Annotated in this window: 19 protein-coding genes; all 19 read left to right on the top strand. The window is 47.1% G+C overall.

What is annotated here, in order from left to right; translation table 11 throughout:
• The first annotated feature begins 37 nt into the window (after positions 1 to 37).
• The 19 genes from Psch_RS18720 to Psch_RS18630 all read left to right on the top strand — a co-directional run bounded on the left by Psch_RS18720 (position 38) and on the right by Psch_RS18630 (position 20,359).
• Positions 38 to 2,878, top strand: a complete 2,841-nt coding sequence (locus tag Psch_RS18720) for a molybdopterin-dependent oxidoreductase (protein WP_190259296.1) — start codon at positions 38 to 40, stop codon at positions 2,876 to 2,878.
• A gap of 93 nt (positions 2,879 to 2,971) precedes the next feature.
• Positions 2,972 to 5,236 (top strand): pyridine nucleotide-disulfide oxidoreductase/dicluster-binding protein, encoded by a 2,265-nt coding sequence (locus Psch_RS18715; RefSeq protein WP_190259295.1) that lies wholly within the window; start codon positions 2,972 to 2,974, stop codon positions 5,234 to 5,236.
• Between the two features lie 52 nt (positions 5,237 to 5,288).
• Positions 5,289 to 5,474: a DVU_1557 family redox protein gene (locus Psch_RS18710; RefSeq protein ID WP_190259294.1), complete on the top strand. Its 186-nt coding sequence runs from the start codon at positions 5,289 to 5,291 to the stop codon at positions 5,472 to 5,474.
• Positions 5,474 to 6,019 (top strand): radical SAM protein, encoded by a 546-nt coding sequence (locus Psch_RS18705; RefSeq protein ID WP_190259293.1) that lies wholly within the window; start codon positions 5,474 to 5,476, stop codon positions 6,017 to 6,019. The genes Psch_RS18710 and Psch_RS18705 overlap by 1 nt, the downstream gene beginning before the upstream one ends.
• A gap of 239 nt (positions 6,020 to 6,258) precedes the next feature.
• The gene (locus tag Psch_RS18700; protein WP_190259292.1) at positions 6,259 to 6,675 is read left to right on the top strand and encodes a hypothetical protein; all 417 of its coding nucleotides are present in this window, start codon (positions 6,259 to 6,261) and stop codon (positions 6,673 to 6,675) included.
• 408 nt (positions 6,676 to 7,083) lie between these two features.
• Entirely contained in the window at positions 7,084 to 7,488 is a 405-nt protein-coding gene (locus Psch_RS18695) for a C-GCAxxG-C-C family protein (protein ID WP_190259291.1), read from the top strand.
• Positions 7,454 to 8,224 (top strand): phenylacetate--CoA ligase family protein, encoded by a 771-nt coding sequence (locus tag Psch_RS18690; protein ID WP_190259290.1) that lies wholly within the window; start codon positions 7,454 to 7,456, stop codon positions 8,222 to 8,224. The genes Psch_RS18695 and Psch_RS18690 overlap by 35 nt, the downstream gene beginning before the upstream one ends.
• 117 nt (positions 8,225 to 8,341) lie before the next feature.
• Positions 8,342 to 8,590 carry an XdhC family protein gene (locus tag Psch_RS18685; protein WP_345789105.1) on the top strand — a complete coding sequence of 83 codons (249 nt, stop codon included), beginning with the start codon at positions 8,342 to 8,344 and terminating at the stop codon, positions 8,588 to 8,590.
• 53 nt (positions 8,591 to 8,643) lie between these two features.
• Entirely contained in the window at positions 8,644 to 9,093 is a 450-nt protein-coding gene (locus tag Psch_RS18680) for a NifB/NifX family molybdenum-iron cluster-binding protein (protein ID WP_190259288.1), read from the top strand.
• Between the two features lie 526 nt (positions 9,094 to 9,619).
• Positions 9,620 to 11,476: an aldehyde ferredoxin oxidoreductase family protein gene (locus tag Psch_RS18675; protein ID WP_190259287.1), complete on the top strand. Its 1,857-nt coding sequence runs from the start codon at positions 9,620 to 9,622 to the stop codon at positions 11,474 to 11,476.
• Between the two features lie 15 nt (positions 11,477 to 11,491).
• Positions 11,492 to 11,734 carry a MoaD/ThiS family protein gene (locus Psch_RS18670; RefSeq protein ID WP_190259286.1) on the top strand — a complete coding sequence of 81 codons (243 nt, stop codon included), beginning with the start codon at positions 11,492 to 11,494 and terminating at the stop codon, positions 11,732 to 11,734.
• 118 nt (positions 11,735 to 11,852) lie between these two features.
• Positions 11,853 to 13,010 carry an iron-containing alcohol dehydrogenase gene (locus Psch_RS18665; RefSeq protein ID WP_190259285.1) on the top strand — a complete coding sequence of 386 codons (1,158 nt, stop codon included), beginning with the start codon at positions 11,853 to 11,855 and terminating at the stop codon, positions 13,008 to 13,010.
• Between the two features lie 163 nt (positions 13,011 to 13,173).
• On the top strand, positions 13,174 to 14,124 hold the full coding sequence (locus tag Psch_RS18660) for a DUF7973 family transport facilitator (RefSeq protein WP_190259284.1): 951 nt from the start codon (positions 13,174 to 13,176) through the stop codon (positions 14,122 to 14,124).
• A 366-nt stretch (positions 14,125 to 14,490) separates the two neighbouring features.
• The gene (coaD, locus tag Psch_RS18655; RefSeq protein ID WP_190259283.1) at positions 14,491 to 14,982 is read left to right on the top strand and encodes a pantetheine-phosphate adenylyltransferase; all 492 of its coding nucleotides are present in this window, start codon (positions 14,491 to 14,493) and stop codon (positions 14,980 to 14,982) included.
• 438 nt (positions 14,983 to 15,420) lie between these two features.
• Positions 15,421 to 16,425 (top strand): hydrogenase small subunit, encoded by a 1,005-nt coding sequence (locus Psch_RS18650; protein ID WP_134219630.1) that lies wholly within the window; start codon positions 15,421 to 15,423, stop codon positions 16,423 to 16,425.
• 14 nt (positions 16,426 to 16,439) lie between these two features.
• Entirely contained in the window at positions 16,440 to 17,885 is a 1,446-nt protein-coding gene (locus Psch_RS18645) for a nickel-dependent hydrogenase large subunit (RefSeq protein ID WP_134219629.1), read from the top strand.
• A gap of 41 nt (positions 17,886 to 17,926) precedes the next feature.
• A complete protein-coding gene (locus Psch_RS18640) occupies positions 17,927 to 18,742 on the top strand; it encodes a 4Fe-4S dicluster domain-containing protein (protein ID WP_134219628.1) in 816 nt (271 codons plus the stop codon).
• Between the two features lie 27 nt (positions 18,743 to 18,769).
• Positions 18,770 to 19,939, top strand: a complete 1,170-nt coding sequence (nrfD, locus tag Psch_RS18635; RefSeq protein WP_134219627.1) for an NrfD/PsrC family molybdoenzyme membrane anchor subunit — start codon at positions 18,770 to 18,772, stop codon at positions 19,937 to 19,939.
• Positions 19,940 to 20,146: 207 nt separating this feature from the next.
• Positions 20,147 to 20,359, top strand: a complete 213-nt coding sequence (locus Psch_RS18630) for a twin-arginine translocase TatA/TatE family subunit (RefSeq protein ID WP_134219626.1) — start codon at positions 20,147 to 20,149, stop codon at positions 20,357 to 20,359.
• Positions 20,360 to 20,375: the final 16 nt, after the last annotated feature.

The raw sequence follows: 20,375 nt of genomic DNA, 5'->3' as shown, positions 1-20,375 counted from the left end.
CGTTTTTATTTTTTAAAAAACGAAAGGTGGTTAATCAATGGGTTTACAGAAGCTGTGGCTCAAAATCAATGGTGCTGACAGAATGGTCGTTTGCGACACTGAGGAGTCTCTTGCAAGAGTACTCAGACGGCAGGGACTGACTGGCGTCAAGGTGGGCTGCGATGCCGGCCAGTGTGGAACATGTTCAGTTATACTCAATGGCGAACTTGCCAGATCATGCGTCAAGCAAATGAAGACCATCGCTGATCGCTCTAAAATCACTACAATTGAGGGTATAGGTACACCTAACAATCTTGATCCGCTCCAGCAAGCGTGGATAACATATGGCGGAATACAGTGCGGTTTCTGCACACCGGGATTCATCGTTTCTGCAAAAGCGCTATTGGACAAGAACCCCAACCCAACAAGGCAAGAAGTACGTGCATGGTTCACGAAGAACAGGAACATCTGCCGCTGCACAGGTTACAAGCCTCTGGTAGATGCAACGATGGCAGCTGCAAAGGTAATGCGCGGTGAAGCAACGATGGATGATATAACTTATAAGGTTCCGGCCGACGGAAAAATATACGGTACGCGTTTCCCAAGACGCGAAAGCGGTATAGCCAGGGTAACCGGTCTTGCCAACTATGGTGATGACATGTCTCTGCAAATGCCTGAAGATACGCTGCATCTTGCATTGGTCATCCCTGATGTGGCACATGCCAAGATCAAGAGCGTGGACTATTCTGAAGCTCTCAAGATGACAGGAGTAGCGGGCGTGGTCACGGCTAAGGACGTAAAAGGCACCAACCGCATAGCATTTCCGATAGGACATCCGCGGGCTGAATGCACCGGCCTTGAACGCCCTATAATCTGCGATGAAAAAATATTTAAGATCGGTGATGTTGTTGCAGTAGTTGCTGCAGACACACGCGATCACGCACGCGCTGCAGCAAAGGCAGTCAAAGTGGATTACGAACAACTGCCGCAGTATCTGAATCAGCTTGAAGCGATAATGCCCGATTCTGTGCAGATTCATGAGGGTGCGAACAACATCTACCTCAAGTGGCCGCTCAAAAAGGGCGCAGATACAAAGGAAATAGTAGAGAAAGCCGAAAATGTCGTCGAAGGCAGCTTCTATACGCAGAGAGAACCTCACCTGGCGCTGGAGCCTGACTGTGCGCAGGCATATATAGGTGATGACGGCATGCTGACAATACAGTACAAGAGCCAGTTCCTTTATGGAAATATAAACATGATCGCTGCCGGCATCGGTGTACCGGCCGAAAATATCAGGATTATACAAAATGAAACAGGTGGATCATTCGGATATTCCGTTTCACCTGTAACGCCGGCATATGCAGCGGTTTGTGCTCTGGCGCTGGGCAGGCCGGTATCGATCGTACTGACTTATCCTGAACACCAGATAGTGACGGGCAAACGTTCGGCGTCAAATTCCAATGTGCGCCTTGCATGCGACAAAGACGGCAAGATAAAGGCTTTAGAATACAAGCTTTGCTATGAGACAGGCGCTTATGTCGAATATACGCAGATACTGCTGCTAAAATCCCTGGTGTGCATGGGCTTCCCCTACTATATCCCGAATATCCGCGGCGTGTCGATGGCGGCATTCTCGAATTTTAGCTATTGTACAACATACAGGGCGTTTTCATTTGTACAAGCGTTTACTGCTTCCGAATCTATCATTGACATGATGGCTGAGAAGCTGGGCATAGATCCGTTTGATTTCCGCTATAAGAATATTGCACGTCCTGGTGAGACCTCATCGACTGGCCATGAGTATAATGAATATTATTATCATGAAATGATGGATATGCTGCGGCCTAAATACGAAGAGGCTAAGAAAAGAGCGAAGGCTGAGAGCACTCTTGCGAAGAAGCGCGGCGTAGGCATATCGATTGGCGCATATATCCTCGGAGATCCTACCGACCATGCCAGTGTGGCCCTTGAATTATGCAAGGACGGCAGTTTCGTCAACCACAACACCTGGCAGGACGTGGGCCAACATGCTGAAGGCAGTTGCCTGATGCTCACATATGAAGCTCTCAGGCCTTTGAATGTTCCTTTGGAAAAGATCAGGCTCGAAGCGAACGACACCAAATATTCTCCTGACACAGGTTTGTCAGGCGGCAGCCGCATGCATTACTATGCCGGAGCTGCCACAATTGACGCAGCGAACAAACTGATGGATCTTATGCGCAAGAAAGACGGCACATACCGTACTTATGACGAGATGGTGGCCGAAGGCTTACCAACAATGGTAGAAGGTTATGCATCTTCACCCCAGGGAGTCACCAAGTTCCTCGATGCGAACACTGGTCAGGGATTTGCCTACCACGAGAAGCTCTACAGCATATACATGGCAGAAGTGGAAATTGACTCTGTCACCGGCAAGACGAAGGTGTTAAAGGCGACATGTGTGGCTGACATAGGCAAGATAGGTAACCTGCAGGGTGTTGAGGGCCAGGCATATGGCGGGATGTCACATTGTGTCGGCTTTGCGCTCAAGGAAGATTTCAGCGATCCCAAGAAGCACTCTACTCTTAGAGGTGCCGGAATACTCGAATGCGAAGAAATGCCGGATGAGATCGAGCTCATTTGGCATGACAGCGTCAGGAAATGGGGGCCTTTCGGTTCTGGCGGCTGTTCGGAGAACTTCCAGTCTTCCTTCCATGTAGCTATCATTAATGCCATCAATAATGCTGTCGGTGTGCGCATTTACGAACTCCCGGCCACGCCGGAGAAGGTCAAGGCAGCCATGGAAGCAAAAGCTACAGGCAAGGAGCTCAAACCCGAAAAATATTACCTTGGGTTGGACCTGTACGATGAGTTAGAGTATCTTGACGCACATCCTGTGCCGGACGAAGAGAACTTCTAAGCACAATGACACCAGCATGACCGTTCACAGAAATAAATTTGCCGGGCTACACCTGTTACAGGTGTAGTCCGCGCAATATTTATGAGGGATGATATGACAAAATTTGACTATGAAAACTTTGCCAAGGATTGCCTTCATGGAAAACTGCCTCCTTGCAGTGCGGCATGTCCATTGAACCTTGACGTGCGTGCATTTGCCGAACAGCTTCAGGCGGGCAATTTTACTGCTGCATATAAAATATTGAGGAATAAGGTCGTTTTTCCGGCGATAGTGTGCAGGGTATGTTCGCAGCTGTGCAGATCCCGTTGTGTGCGTGGAGGGCATGATGAGGCTATATCTCTCAGAATGTTGGAACTGGCCAGCGTGCGGTTTACCGATTCAGATGAACCGTTGCGGTTCAACCTGCCCAAAAAGAACAAGCGCATTGCCGTCATAGGCGGTGGGCTTGCAGGGCTCACCTGTGCTCTGCGATTGGGCGCAAGGTGCTACGACGTGACACTGTACGAGCGAAGCGGCAGAGTAGGCGGCCGTTTGTGGGACATGCTGGACCCCGGGGTGTTTTTGCCCGAGATTGAACGGCAGATGCAATATGTGCGCTGCAATATTGAATTGAACAGGGAAATAAACAGCTTGGAAGATATAGAGTTCGATGCCGCATATATAGCTACTGGAAAAGGCGGAGAGCATTTTGGCCTTCTGGATGGTATCGACGAAAAATCGTTTGGCACAGTACGCCCTGGTGTGTTTATTGGAGGCGGTGTGCTTGGCGCGGCTCCAGTCGAGGATATCGCGCAGGCCTCAGTAGTGGCGCACTCTATAGAAAAGTATGTAAAGATAGGCAGGATGGACGGCATGCCCGAGTCGTTCATGATCACAGAGACCAAGTTGAAAAAAGATCTGTCGAATGTTTCACCCGAGGCTGCAGTAAAGCCGCATCAAGGTGCCGCATATGACCGCGATGAGGCCGTTGCTGAAGCAAAGCGCTGCCTGCGCTGTAACTGTACGGAATGCAAGGAAGGCTGCGAGCTTTTCAGCTATTTCAGTAAACCGCCGCAATTGATGGTAGCGGAGGCCATAACTACGTTGTCTTCAAAGAGCGGGCTTACGCGCCAGCACTCCACCCGTACCATGTCTTCGTGCAATCTTTGCGGGCTGTGCGGCAAAGTATGTCCGCAGGGCATAGATATGGGTTCTTTCTTTTTTGATTTCAGGCATTTCAAGTTCGAGGACAAAGTTTACCCGCCTGCATTCCACGACTTTTTTATTCGGGACATGCTGTTTTCAAACAGTGCAGCGGCAGTTTTCAGGCTTGCTCCAGGACATACGGCTGCCCGATATATGTTCTTCCCGGGTTGTCAGCTTGGAGCGAGCGACCCCCGATATGTGACACGATCCTACGAGTATCTGCTCGAAATATTTCCGGATACGGCAATAATGATTGGTTGTTGCGGCGCGCCAGCCGATTGGGGTGCGGACAGGGAGTTGAACGATAGTGTCATAGCTGGCATAAAAGAAAAATGGGATTCTTTCGGACGACCGGCAATCATATTTTCCTGCCCGACATGCCAACTGCAGCTGCAAAAATTCCTTCACGAGGCAAACGGTATTTCTCTTTACGAGGTGATGGCCGAAAAAGGATTACCCGGGGGAAAAACAGAGCCGGGCAGGAAAAGCATGTGTGTCTTCGACCCCTGCGCAAGCAGAAATAATGTATCTATGCAAAGAAGTGTGCGCCGTATGGCATACATGTCTGGTGCTAATATTGAGGAACTGCAGTTTCACGGAGAAAAAGCGCAGTGCTGCGGCTGGGGCGGGCATATAGCCAAAGCTAACCGGAATTTAGAGGAACGCATAGTCCAAAACAGGATAAATGCAAGCGAAAACCCGTATATAACCTATTGCACAAACTGCCGTGACACGTTTGTACGGGAGGGCAAAGAGTGTGTGCATATATTGGACATAGTGTTCGGACTGAACGGAGGCGGTTTTGCTCCGCCATCACTGGGGACCCGCAGAAAAAACAGGTTGATTGCCAGAAACATGCTTTTAGAGCATGTCTTTGGCGAAACATCAGAGGAAATAAAAGAAGATGGATTCTCGATGAAAATTGTAATATCACCTCATATGGTAAAAAAACTGAACAGTTCATTGATACTTGAAGAAGAAGTTGCAGCAGCTATAGAGCATTGTGAGTCGACTGGCTGCAAGCTTTACGACCCCGAAAAAAATTGCTATATCGGTCATTTTAAAATGGGTATCATAACGTATTGGGTAGAGTATGGGAAGAACGAAGACAAATATATACTCTTAAACTCTTATTCGCACCGTATGGAAATACTTGAGGAAAACAGATTATAGACAGGCTATCCGGAGAACCGGCAAAGATGCTTTAAACCATGGGAGACAGTCTATGAAAGAGATAATATGCTCAAAATGCAATGTGCCTTTGGAAAGCAAAAAGGCGAAGTTTGGATACCTGGGCCTGGTTTTTGACGCTGAAGTTCCCAGATGTCCGGTGTGCGGGCAGGTGTATCTGTCAGAGAAAATGGTCCTTGAAAAGATAGCGAAGGTCGAAACCACTGTGGAGGACAAATAATGAGAGATACTGCCAGCCTGTGCCCCATATGCCTGAAGAAGGTGCCGGCTCATTACGACATAGAAGGAAACGATGTATACCTTAAAAAAAACTGCCATGTACATGGGGTTTTTTCTACAGTTGTATGGCGCGGTGACTTGGAACACTGGCTAAGATTCCCGCCCTGGCATGAAGATACCGGCAGCTGCCCTGACCGATGCGGGCTATGTGCCTCACACCTGCAAAGCACCTGCTGCATAGAGATTGAGGTAACATCAAGGTGCAACCTCAGTTGTGCATACTGCTTTGAAGATGGACTTGCCAAAGAGCCATCCGTCAGTGAATTGTACGATCTGTTCCAAAAATTTGTTTCAAAGGGTATGACGTTTTTGCACCTTTCAGGCGGCGAACCGACAATGAGGGACGATCTGCCGGACATTGTAGATGCTGCGGTGCGCGCAGGCTGCCAATACATCCAGCTAAATTCCAACGGGATACGCCTTTGCGAAGACCCGCCGTTCGTAAATAAGCTGGCAGAAGCCGGGCTTTCCTTTGTTTTTATGTAATTTGACGGTACTCGTGACGATATTTATGTTAGGATGTGCGGAGTACCGCTATTGGGAAAAAAACTTGAAGCGATAGAAAACTGCTCAAGGCATAATTTGGGTGTGGCACTTGTGCCCACGCTGGTACCCGGCATAAACGTCGATAACATAGGCGGCATAATAGATTCGCTGTGAGGAATTCACCTGCTGTGCGCGGTGTGCATTTTCAGCCGGTCAGCTATTTTGGGAGATATCCGAAAGTGCCGTCCGATGAAATGCGAATAACGCTGCCGGAGCTTATCCGAGAGATAGAAAAACAGGCCGGGGTAGGACCTGATTGCTTTAAGTTCTCTCACTGCGACCATCCGATGTGTGGTTTCCATGGAGATTTTGTTGTTATGCCGGACGGACTGATGTCTCTGACGAAGGAACAGCCCAAACAGAACACCTGTTGTTGTTCGTCACAAATGGACAAAACGCCCGGCTCGGCTTCGGCAGTGGAGAAGAACCGCAATTTTGTGGCAAGAAGGTGGCTGCGCCGCGACGACAACTGTCAAAATGATGATGTCACATCGCTCGATGGTTTTTTAAGCCGTCTCAGGACCCATGGCCTGACGATCACGGCAATGGCGTTTCAGGATGCATATAACGTAGATATAGAGCGGTTGCGCAATTGAGCCTGCATATCGATAAAGAAGGCAAAATAATGCCGTTTTGCCTGCGCTATATTCTGAGGTGAAAAATGGACTATTATACAAAGTGCCGCGGTCCGCTGTTCCACCCCGGGGGTTTTGAACTGACGAGGTATGCAGTAGAGTATTGTCAATTCCCAAGCGGAGCACATCTCGCTGATATCGGAGGGTTATGTCTGGCATGTAAAGACTGCCGGTATCCTGATTGCGGTTTTGGCAAAGGCGTAGTTATTTAACCCCTCTAGCCCATGCTGTGAGGATGGCATTTAAGAATATTCCCGGCAATTCCTGATTTATCTTTTGAAGGATCATAGGGCGAAAATTGCACCGGAGGAAGGCGGTAAGGCCACAAAAGACGTGCCGTAAGGAAAAAAAAGGAAGTGAATAGAATATATGATCGATATTGCAGAACGCGTATCAGAACTTGCAGATGAAAAATATTGCTGCTCACAAATCGTTATGACAATAGGGCTGGAAGTCCTGCAAAAAGAGAATGAGGATCTTGTAAAGTCAATGAAAGGACTCTGCAAGGGACTGTATTGCCAGAATCTGTGCGGGATCCTAAGTGCAGCTGCGTGTGTGCTGTCACTGCACATGGTAGATTATGTAATTGTTTTGGCGCCTCAACTTGTAGATTGGTTCAAAAAACAGTATGGTAGCTTGAATTGTTCAGACTTACTTGAATGGAACAAGTCGAATCCTTACTTTTGTATGAAAATGATGACTGAAACTATCGAGTACACTTTGCAGCTTTTGGAAGACAGTGAATTGCTTTTGGAGGGGAACAGATATAGCTAACACATTTGCTGACGCAGTGGACAGGCAGATAAAAAAGACACCGCTCGATGCATGGATAAACCGTAAAATTAACGGCAGTACTAATAATCCGCTTACAAGAGAGCAGATCGAACAATATCAGGTAAAAAAATTAAATGATCTCATTCGATATGCTAAAGACCGCAGCAGTTTTTACCGCAATCATCTTGCCAAAATCAAATCGACTGATATTACTTCGCTGGATGAATTCCGGCTGTTTCCGTTTACAACCAGCAAAAATCTGACTGAGGATCCTTTGTCTTTCATCTGTGTCCCGCAACAGCAGATATCACGCATAAAAACAGTAACAACATCAGGAACTACAGGCAATCCAAAAAGGTTGTTCCTGACTGACGGTGACCAGGAAGAGACGATGGATTTTTTCCACCACGGCATGAGTAATTTGTCCGGAGAAGGCGACAGGATATTGATCCTGCTTCCGGGTGAGCGTCCGGGCAGTATAGGTGATCTGCTTTATAAGGCTCTTGGCAGGATGAATGCTGTCGCTGTCAAACATGGACTTGTGACAGACCCGGAATCAACACTTTCAGTAATTGAAAAGGAAAGGATAAATGTACTTGTCGGTATACCGGTCCAGGTGCTTTCGTTGGTGAGGTATTCAGAATTCAGGCACCCGTTGTTGACTCAGATGAAGAGTGTGCTTTTATCCACCGACTATGTGCCGCATACAGGATACCCGTGTAATAGTAGGCTATAATGTTCATTTACTGATACCGGTACTTGAAAGGCTCGGAACAGGAATAGTCGGTAATCCCGAATACGACAAGGGAATGTTCTCATCTATAAAGGCGGGGATCGCAACACTTGAAGATCAATTGTATCTTCAAAAGGTTCCGCCCCGCGGAAAGAAGGAGCCAAAATGTTGGTATGGCCTGACGGAAGGACATTGGGAAGCATCGGTGGGGGATGCAGTGAAGGCAGGGTCACCCTTCTTGCGCGCGATGTGATAAAAAGCGGAGGATATCTGATACACTGTGTCGATATGACAGGGGACATCGCCGAAGAGGAAGGCATGGCTTGCGGTGGCATTATAGAACTGCTGATAGAAGCGAGCGGAAATTGATCTTGGATTTTTGACAATAGCACTAATTTTCTTTTAAAAGGAGAATGAATACTATGAAAATAGCTGTTTCTGCAAATGGACCGGATCTGAAAAGCATTGTAGGGGAATCATTCGAGAATAGTCCCTATCTGCTGATAATTGAAACTGACGATATGAGTATCGATTCATATAAGAATAACGACCCTCAACATGGTACAGATGACTTGAAAATGGCAGAAAACATCATTAACGCTGACTGCGAAGTCCTGATTACCGGTACCATAGAAAGACCGGCATTCGAAATGGTTGCATTAGCCGGAGTAACCAGGTTCTGTGGCAAAGGTTACAGAGTCCAAGAAGCTATCCGGCTCATGGATGAATACAATCTCGATTTTATCACCGATGAAAATGGCGCAGACCCGGAAACAAGGGAAGAAAGACATAAACATGACAGGGGTACATGTGAAGGGAATACATGTGAAGGGAATACATGTGATACATGTGATGGGAATACATGCTCCTGATGAGCAGGTATTGTGAAGAGACAGCAGAGTGCTTATGGTATTAACATGCTTGATAACTTCTATTTACTTACTATTATACCATATTTCACATTAAACGGCAGTGTTTATGCGGTTTTAGTTAGCAAAAAGTTAGGGTTTTTGCATTGATATGAAACTTTTCTCTGTGCTTCCATTAGTCTGGAATTTTTCTTGTTTTTCGTAATCTGACAAAATGCATGAGAATGCATGAGATATCAAACGGTATCTTGTTTCCTTTTCCGGCAACCCGGAAACAGAACAACAAATCAGCCCAAAATAAAATGGCATGATATTTGCTCTATTTAAAATCATAAAAATGCTCTGACAAAGGGGGGACAAAAATGACGACCTTCAAATTAAACATGGAACATACTGTATTTTATTGATTTTTGCAGTGAACTGTTAAAGTTACGGTATAAAAAGTCGGGCTCGTAGACGAAGTAGAGGTTGCACTCAGGAAGCCGGTTTCAAGGTTGTGGATTTTTGACTAATAAAGGAGTGTTTATGGATGTGGACGGCTTTTGGATATTGGGGTAAAGTACTTGAAATAGATCTAAAATCCCAAACAACTAAAGAGGTTCCCATAAAAAATGAAGTTTACAAGAAGTTCTTGGGTGGCAGCGGTGTAGCCGCATATTTGTTATATAACAATTATGACTACACAAAACCGGCTCTGTCCGAAGAGAATCCATTAATATTTATGACGGGTTTATTGAACGGGACATTGGCGCCGTCATCTGCAAGGTCAAGTGTTGTTGGCAAATCCCCGTTGACAGAGATCTGGGGCGAGGCCAATGTTGGTGGTCATTGGGGCGCCGAAGTTAAAAAGACCGGTTATGACGGTTTTATTTTAAAAGGAGTATCAGATAAGCCTGTAGCCATTTATATAAATGATAATAAAGTCCAGTTTATTGATGCGCAGGATTTATGGGGCAAGGATGTCTTTGAGGCTTCTGATTTGATGAGAAGTAAAACTGATGAAAAAGCGAGAATTGCATGTATCGGTATAGCCGGCGAAAATCAAATAAAAATGGCCTCTATAATGATGGACGCCCCTGTAACAAGGACAGCCGGCCGCTGCGGCTTCGGCGCCTTAATGGGATATAAAAAGGTAAAGGCCGTTGCTGTTAAAGGCACCAAAAAAGTGGAACTCCACGATAAAGCGAAATTACAGGCGTTCACAAAGGAATTCGCTCAGGTTCTGAAGACAAATGCGGCGATCCTTCATGACTTTGGTACCTTGGGAACCATACAGGGCGTTGAATCTGAAGGCGATCTGCCTATCAAGAACTGGACTCTCGGCTCTTGGGAAGAAGGAGCTTATAAAACCAGCGGTCAAATGCTGGCGGAGACCATCCAAACCGGTCATCATGCATGCCATGCCTGTACTATCAGGTGCGGTAAGGAAGCGAAAGTTCCATTAGGCCCCTATAAAGGAGCTATAGGTCACGCTCCTGAATATGAAACGGGCGCTGCTTTTGGTTCCAACATCTTAAATGATGACCTTAATATTATCGCTGCCTGCAACGACCTCTGCAACAGATACGGCATGGACACGATTGAAGCAGGAAGCACTATCGCCATGGCCATCGAAGCATATGAAAACGGCTTGTTAACTAAAAGAGACACTGAAGGTATTGAATTCAAGTGGGGCATGAAGGAAGAATTGTTAGAAGTTCTGGAAAAAATGGCCAACAACAAAGTTGGGTTAGGCAGATTGCTTGCGCAAGGCGTAAAAAGAGCGTCAGAAGAAATCGGCGGTATCGCCCCCGAATTTGCCATCCAATCCAAGGGGCAGGCCTTTGCTATGCACGATCCCCGCGCTTACACCACCATGGTAGTTGACTATGCAACCTGCAACAGAGGCGGTTGCCACCTTGAATGTTTAGGTTACTTCTCTGAAGGCGGAGCTTATCCTGCCAAATGTGTAGACTTCACCAAACCGTCTGAGCCACATGGCTATGAAAACAAGGCTGAATATGCGGTTAGGTTGATGAATTTCATGACTGTATTCAATTCTTTGGGCTTGTGTAAATTTATCATGCTGGGTCAAATTACTCCGGAAATGGCTAGTCAATGGATTAATGCAGCCACAGGATGGAACTTGACGGGTAAAGATGTTGAGCTTGCAGGAGACAGGTTGTTTAATATCAAGCGCATGTACAACAACAGGCTGGGCTTAAGCCGTAAAGATGATGTGCTTCCGCAAAGGATGCTGCTGCATGATCGCCAGACAGGCGCGGCAGCTGGCAGTCTTCCTTATTACAGCAGGATCATGAAAGATTTGTATGACTATCGCAAGTGGAACGCCGAGGGAATTATTACCGAAGAGAAGAAGCAAGAGCTAGGGTTGGATACACTATAAAGCATGGTGGGTTTAATGGAAAAGCTCAATATCACAGTCAACTTATTAGGCTATTTAATGTGGTGTCCAAAAGACAGAGGAAAAGAACACCGGCTGCAAGTCGATAAAGGCGCCAAAATTGCGGATGTCCTAAACAAATTAAATGTTTCTCCCGAGCAAATCCATGTCATCTTAAAAAACGGTAAAAATGTTGACAAAAATACAGCATTGAGCGAGGGAGACATCATTACAGTAAGTCCCGTAGTTGCTGGCGGGTAAGCTTTATATTTCTAACTTCTGTATTGAAGGATTTCTAAATTGCAAATTTTGTTGTGTACGGCCGTATGCACAATGCGCACTTAAACCAAGAACAAATTAATTAAAGGGGGATGTATTCATGTATTACGACTTTTTAAATCCGAGTGTTAACTTCTTCGGGCCGGGCTGTGTTTCGGTAGTTGGCGAAAGGTGTAAAATTTTAGGTGGGAAAAAAGCTTTAGTAGTTTCTGACCCGTTTTTGGCTAAAATGGAAGGCGGCCCTGTAGCGCAAACAATAGGATATGTTCAGGAAGCCGGATTAAAAACTGTCGTCTTTGACGGCGTAGAACCCAACCCTAAAGACAAAAATATTTTCGCCGGTCTTAAGTTATTCAAAGAAGAAAAATGTGACATGATTATCACCGTCGGTGGAGGAAGCGCTCATGACTGTGGAAAAGGTATCGGCATTGCAGCTACTCACCCCGGAGATTTGTATAAGGATTATGCCGGGATTGAGAAACTTACCAATCCTCTGCCGCCAATAGTTTCCGTTAACACTACAGCAGGAACCGGCAGTGAAGTTACCCGCCACTGCGTTATTACAAACACTTCAACTAAAATTAAGTTTGTTATCGTAAGCTGGAGAAACCTCCCGCTGGTTTCCATCAACGACCCGCTGCTTATGCTGAAAAAGCCAAAAGGATTAACTGCAGCCACCGGTATGGATGCTTTAACCCACGCTGTAGAATGCTATGTTACCCTGGCCGCCAACCCTGTGACCGACACGTTGTGCGAGCAAGCAATTAAGCTTACCGCCAACAACCTGCGTCAGGCTGTAGCATATGGTGATAATGTTGAAGCCAGGACAAATATGGCTTACGCCTCAGTGCTGGCAGGTATGGCATTCAACAACGCCGGCCTGGGTTATGTACATGCTATGGCGCACCAGTTAGGCGGCTATTATGATATGGCGCACGGTGTAGCGAACGCTATCCTGCTGCCGCACGTTGAAAAATACAACCTCATCAGCAACCTGCCGAAGTTTGCTAACATCGCCGTACTTATGGGCGAAAATATTGAAGGGCTCTCCGTTAGAGACGCTGCGTACAAAGCCATTGACGCTATCGTCGCTCTTTCCAAGGATGTTGGAATTCCGTCCGGTTTGGCTGAAATGGGTGTTAAGGAAGAAGACTTTGATAAAATGGCTAAGACGGCTCTGGAAGATGGTAACGCCGGATGCAACCCGATTGTCGGAACTCATAAAGACATCGTTAACCTCTTTGCGGCTGCTATGTAACTTAATCCCGGCTATCACCTCTCAAATAAATACCGTGTAGTACACGCTCGCCCCATAGTGTGGTCTTGCCGGAAACAGGGGGTGACTTAAAGAGTTACTCCCTGTTATTTTTTTCTTTTTTAACTAATTAACGGAATTTTCAAAATTAGGAGGGGGTAATATTATGACAAGCTCTCTTTTGCTGCCAATAGGTGGTATTAGTTTTCTTCACCTTTGCATAGCTTTTGTGGGTGGAATATTCGGAGCTGCCGTCGGAGCGCTGCCGGCATTCATTTTATGCGGTTTCTTCGTATTCATTGGCGCGGTTTTAATGATTGCCGGAGCAGGACCGGATTTTCTGAACACCTTTGGCTTTGGGTTTACATTTGGGCCCCAGGTATGCTTTGGAGCGGCAGTTGTTGCTCATATGTACGCGCATAAGAAAGGTCTGTCACCGGGAAGAGATATTACAGCAGGACTGATGGGCACTAAAAGCATGGATGTCCTGCTGATTGGCGGACTTTTTGGCTCTCTCAGCGTTATCCTGAACTGGCTTTTCATAACTGCGCTGCCAATGAAATGGGGCGGTATGCTCTGGACTGATGGAGTCGCTATAACCATCTTTGTTATGCATCTTATCGGACGCCTATTGTTTGACATGAAGAAAGGTTTCTTTGGTCAGGTAGCTGAGGGAGAAAGCCGCTTCAACCCCACTGAAAAAAGCACCCTTTGGTTGCCATGGCAGATGTCGTGGAAAGAGCTTTTTGTTATCGGTGCAGGGGTTGGTCTGTTATCAAGTTACTTTGCGATGCTTTTAGGAGCGGACCATGGTGGCGCAATTATTGGATTTGGTATTTCCGGTCTGAGTCTTGTATTTTTGCAGTTCGGCACCAAAATGCCTGTCACCCACCACATATCAGTTAATGCAGCCGTCGCTGCCTTAGCTAGTCACAGTCTCATATGGGGTCTCATTTTTGGGGTTCTATCGGCTTTCGCAGGTCAATTTTGGGCGTGTCTATTTACGATACATGCCGACACCTATATAGACCCGCCGGCAGCTGCAATTTGGAGCGTGACAACCATTAGCGTGGCTTGTGCTGCTCTAGGCTTGTTTACTGCAATTCCCTTACCTTAATACCTGTAAAAGAATATTCATAAAAGTATGGTTCTTCACTGCCTCGTGGGGCTGCTAATTTTTAAACATGAATAATGGTCTTTTTTCATTCATCATTTTACTGGCTTTCACATCTGCTCACATCATCTACCGCTGTATTAATGATTTTCATAATGCGTAAGCGGTCAAGCCATTAGGCCTGGCAATAAAAGCGATCGGAGCATACATTCTTAATTTGGCCGGGATTATCCTGGTGGTTACGCAAATCCATCACAAATCTGAAGCGCGGGAAAGGAATTTCCAAACATCAACCCTACAGGATGTTTGAGGAGGCTCCTTTCCTTGACGCTTCTTCTGGCTAGCAAATGAAGCACTGGGGTGATTAGCATGCGAACCGCAATTTGCCCGGGAAGTTTTGATCCGGTAACCTACGGTCACCTGGATATTATCAGTAGAGCTGCTATGATCTTTGACAAGTTGATCGTCGTAGTTTCCTGCAACCCGGCAAAGAATCAGCTGTTTACGATTAAAGAGCGAGTTGAACTGCTGCAAAGTGTTCTCTCCAACTATCCTAATATAGAAGTGAAGGCATTTACAGGCCTTATTGTTGATGTGGCCCTTGAGTGCAACGCAAAAGCTATTGTACGGGGCTTACGGGTGATTTCGGATTTTGAGAACGAGTTCCGGATGGCCCTGACAAATCAAAAGCTGGCCTGCCATATCGAAACAGTCTTTTTGATGACCAAGGCGGAGTTTTCTTATATCAGTTCCACTACAGTGAAGGAGGTAGCCTCCTTTGGCGGTTCCTTGCGGAGCCTGGTACCACCGCTTGTGGAGGAGAGAATAAAAGAAAAGTTCAAACGTTACCGTGAGGGTTAACCCGCACAATAAGAAAGTGATACGCCAGCGGTGAAGTTGCATGATGGATACCAACGCAACTTCACCGCTGGCATATTTGTTGCAAACTAAATTCCTATGGCGGTTGGATTGTTTATGAAAGAATTATGATTTGTAGTGAATAGGATCCCGTTATCTTTGTTGAGATTCCGGTTGGAGAAGTATAATGGCGTTTTTCAAGGGTTTTCCTTATGAATATTTTAAAGAAATCAGTATATGTTCCATTATTTGGAATTCCGGTTTCCTGGAATAATTCCTCTTATATAAAATTCTCAGTTTAAGGATAGATATCTTCATGCTGGAATTTCGCTAAACAGCAGAAATCGGAGCAAGATGATCTAGTTGACACTTGGAAATAAGGTGAAATGTAAAAACCGGCCGGAAATTTTGGAGATTTATTTACAAGGAGGGAATAAAGACTTGGGTTTAACCAGACGTGAATTTATTAAACTCTGCATGAGCTCTGCGGTCGGCGCAAGCCTGATTACGGTACTCGGACCGGAGCTCGGAGAAACACTAGCTTTAGCCGCCGAGGGCAAACCGCCGGTAATTTGGCTGCAGGGCGCCAGCTGTACCGGATGCTCCATATCCTTATTAAACAGTGTTGACCCCGCTATTGAAAAGGTGCTTCTCGATGTTATCAGCTTGAAATATCACCCTAATATTTCTGCCGGTTCCGGACACCTTATCGCGGAGATCCTGGACGAAGCCGCAATTAAATACAAGGACCAATTTATATTGGTTGTTGAAGGCGCCATCCCTATAAAAAACGAAGGTGTTTACTGTACGATTTGTGAAAAAGAAGGCAAAGAAATAACCATGCTGCACGCGGTAAATATCCTGGGCAATGCGGCCAAGGCCGTGATTGCCGCCGGCCAGTGCGCATCCTACGGAGGCATCCCCGGCGCGGCCCCCAATCCCACCGGAGTTGTGGGAGTCAATAAGATCGTTGACGCAAAAAAGGTGATCAATCTTTCCCTGTGCCCGATGCAGCCTGATCACTTCCTCGGAACTGTTGTATATGTCTTGAAATACGGCCAGCTCCCGGAACTTGACAGATATGGACGGCCCAGGATGTTTTTCCCGAAACCAATCCATGAAAGCTGTATAAGACGTGAATATTTTGACGCCGGCAAGTTCGCTCACTTCATTGGAGATGAGGGCTGCCTGGCCATGCTTGGCTGCAAGGGCTTTGTGGCCATGTCCGACTGTCCCACCCGCGGCTGGAATAACAACGTCAACTGGTGCGTCAATGCCGGCGCTCCCTGTTACGCCTGCTCGGAACCGACCTTCCCCGATTCGTCATCACCATTTTACGGCGTTTATCCATTAACTAATAAAACAGCGGCCGCTTCGGCCCAGATTGAGCCCCAGAAGACAGAGATTTTAGAAAAGATAAGGGTCAGCAGAAAACTAGCTCAGTGAGGTGAAATATAGCAGTGGCACAAAAAATAGTTATTGATCCGGTAACCCGGATTGAAGGGCACCTGAAAATAGAAGCAGAAATTGAAAACGGCCGGGTAATTGACGCCAGGTCTAGCGGTACTCTATTCCGCGGGCTAGAAATAATTCTTAAAGGGCGAGATCCTCGCGACACCTGTCACATTACCCAGCGTATCTGCGGCGTCTGCCCCATTGCTCACGGCACTGCCTCCATCTTATGCCTGGACGATGCCTTTAAAGTCACACCACCTGCAAACGGCAGGATTTTACGCAACTTAATCCAGGGAGCAAATTACCTGCAGTCACATATCCTGCACTTTTACCACCTGACCGCCCTGGATTACGTGAAGGGACCGGACACCTCGCCTTTCATCCCCCGTTATGAGGGTGACTACCGCCTGCCCAAGGAAATTAACGATAAAGCCGTTGAGCATTACATCCAGGCTCTGAGTATCCGCAAAAAGGCTCATGAAATGGGCGCTGTATTCGGGGCCAAAATGCCCCACGTTACGACCTACACGGCTGGTGGAATAACTGAGCACGTAACTTCTGAGAAAATCGCCCAGTTTAAGACTTACCTACTGGAAATTACCTCCTTTATCAACAACGTATATATCCCGGACGTCCTGGCAGTAGCAGGAGCGTACGATGATTGGTTCAACATTGGGACAGGCTACAAAAACCTGCTGGCTTACGGCGCTTTCCGGCTAACTGACCAATTAGACCCGGACGGGCAACAACAGCTCTTCATACGCGGTACCTACGCCAAAGGACAGTACGCGCCCATGGACCATAAAAAGATTTCTGAGCAAGTCAAATATTCCTGGTACGATGATAAGTTGACCGGCAGGCACCCCGGTGACGGCGCGACTGTACCCACACCGGGCAAAAAAGACGCATATTCCTGGCTTAAAGCACCGCGCTATGACGGTTTGCCCTATGAAGTAGGCCCGCTGTCGCGACAGGTAGTGAACAAACAGAAGGATGTTTTGGCGTTAGGGGGTAAAGCATTTTCAGTTTTAGGCAGGCACTTTGCACGTGCAGTGGAAACAGCTCAAGTAGCAGGTGCTATGTTGGAATGGCTTAACCAGCTGGTGCCCGGTCAACCCTGCTATGCCCCTTTCGACATCCCTAAGGAAGGGTCGGGTATAGGTTTACACGAAGCCTCCCGCGGCGCCCTGGGACACTGGATTACCATCAAAGATTACAAAATCGAAAACTACCAGGCTGTGGTACCAACAACCTGGAACTGCAGCCCGCGGGATGACAAGGGTCAGCGTGGTCCGGTTGAGGAAGCTCTGGTAGGAGCACAGGTCAAAGACCCCAACAACCCCATTGAACTGGTGCGTATCGTCCGTGCTTTTGATCCTTGTATTGCCTGCGCGGTTCACGTGCTTGAAATCAAGGGTGTTTCCAAGGAGCCCAAGAGCTTTATAGTCTGATCAAAGTAAATTAAATCCAAGCGGAAATAGGAGGTGCAAAGATGTCCAATGGCGTTTTGGTAGACATCAGCAAATGCATCGGCTGCCGGAGCTGTCAGACAGCCTGCAGGACTTGGAATGACCTGCCCGTCAAAACGTCTCAAAATACAAACCAATGGGACGTCCCGGTAGAACTGGACGCGGATACCTGGACCAGGGTCAGCTGCTATCTGGCCGGGGAGGGCAATGAGCGCAGGTGGAGGTTTGTCAAAAGGCAGTGCATGCACTGCAATGAGCCTGCCTGCGAGTCCGCCTGCTTTACCCATTCCTTTCTTAAAACAGAAGAAGGCCCGGTCATCTACAAACCCACAGAGTTGAACAAGGATTACTGCGTGGGTTGCCGCTACTGCATGATTGCGTGTCCCTTCAACGTACCTAAGTTTCAGTACGAAAAAACATTCCCGTACGTCCAAAAATGCCGTTTTTGCTACGACCGTCTGCTGGAGAACGAACGGCCCGCGTGTATCACCGCCTGCCCTACCGGCGCGTTGAAATACGGCGACAGACAGACGCTTCTTGCCGAAGCCAGGCAGAGGATTAACAGCAACTCAAACTACGTCAAACACATATACGGGGAAAAAGAGTATGGCGGCACATCCTGGATGTACATTTCTGATGTCCCCTTTGAACAGCTCGGCTTCAAAACCAGTGTTTCGGAAAAATCAATACCATCTTATACCTGGCAGGCGCTCAAGTGGACTCCCTACATCTTTGCCGGTTGGGGGGCCATGCTTACAGCAATGAGATTCTTTACAAAACCTAAAGAGGAAGGACATAATGAAGCCGAAATGTACGCTCCCGTCGATCCCAAGGAATAAATCTTTGTTTATAGTGGTGGTGAGAATATGTACGGAAGAAATTGGAGCTTTAGAATTACCTGGTTCAGAATACTGTTAATCATATCTGTGCTGATTGCGGCTGCTGCTTCCCTGTACCGCTTCATCTACGGCCTGGGAGCTGTAACCAACTTAAACGACCAGTGGCCCTGGGGCCTGTGGATTGGCTTTGACCTCTTGTGCGGCATCGCCCTGGCAGGCGGCGGCTTCAGTACTGCGCTGGTAGTCCACGTCCTGCACCGGGACAAATACCTCCCCATCGCCCGCGCCGCACTGTTAACTTCCTTGCTTGGCTACATTATATCCCTGGCCAGCCTCTTGTTGGATATCGGGAGATGGTTTAACTTCTGGAGGCCATTCTTCTATTGGGGTTTCCACTCGGTATTGTTTGAAGTGTTCTGGTGCATTTCTATTTATACAACAATCCAGGTCCTGGAATTTGGAGACATCTTCTTCGAGAAGGTTAAGTGCCCGTCATTGAAAAAGATTCTGGGGTACATGATAACACCATTATTGATCCTGGGCATCGTCCTGCCCACCCTGCACCAATCGTCGCTGGGCTCACTCTTTATCGTTGCTGTTGATAAACTCTATCCCCTGTGGTGGTCCATGTTGCTCCCGTTCTTCTTCGTTTGGTCCGCCTTCTTCCTGGGGCCGGCCATGGTTACCATCGAAGGGACCATAGCGTCAAGAGCTTATGGACGAGATCCGGAGCTGCCTGTATTTCAAAGCATGACCAGAATAACCACCTGGATGATGATCATTTACTTTATCATCAAGATGATTGATCTCAACTATCGGGGCGTTTTCGGGATGGCTTTCAACGGTTCGCACGAGAGCAACATGTTCTTGATCGAGATGATTGTCTTTGTCCTGTTGCCGATTTTCATGTACGCCATCCCCTCCATCCGCAACAAGCTTTGGGGGGTTGTAACCGCCTCCGTCCTGGTGGTGGTAGGAGTTGTATTCAACCGCATGAATGTGGTCTTCACCGGAATGGCCAGGAGCGTGGGCGGCAGCTACTTCCCCAGCGCCTGGGAATTTCTGATTACCCTCGGCATGTGGAGCTTCCTGGCGTTGGCTTACCTGTTTATTGTGGAAAACTTCGCAATTCTGCCCAAGGAAGGGCATGCACACAGTAACAGTACAGCTACCTATGGTACCCACTTCCCTGCTTAACAGAATAATCATCACCAAAATACAATACCGGAGACCTATTATGCACGAATAGGCTCCGGTTTTGTAAAGCAGTTAACAAGAGGAGGTGATAGATGACTTTCATCGCCCTAAATATAGTCATATCATCGTCAGTTGGTTGAGAGGATTTTTTGTGCCAACTTTGATTCCTTGTGTTTAAAAATTAAAATTTGAAAGGTGTGTAACATTATGCCGCACATTGGCGTACCTGAATTAATCCTTGTTTTGACACTGGCTTTAATTATCTTTGGACCCGGCAAATTACCGGAACTTGGCAAGGCGGTTGGTAAAACAATCAGAGAGTTTCGTCGTTCTTCCTCCGAAATAATGAACGAGGTGGAAGCGGTTGCAGATGAGAAAAAAGATAACCAAATGCAGTTGATTAAGGCAGCCAAGAATTAAAGCCCCTATTCCCAAC

Source organism: Pelotomaculum schinkii (assembly GCF_004369205.1).
Taxonomy (GTDB): Bacteria; Bacillota; Desulfotomaculia; order Desulfotomaculales; family Pelotomaculaceae; genus Pelotomaculum_C; species Pelotomaculum_C schinkii.
The sequence above is the reverse complement of the archived record's forward strand: the minus strand, read 5'-3'. Positions and strand labels throughout refer to the sequence as shown.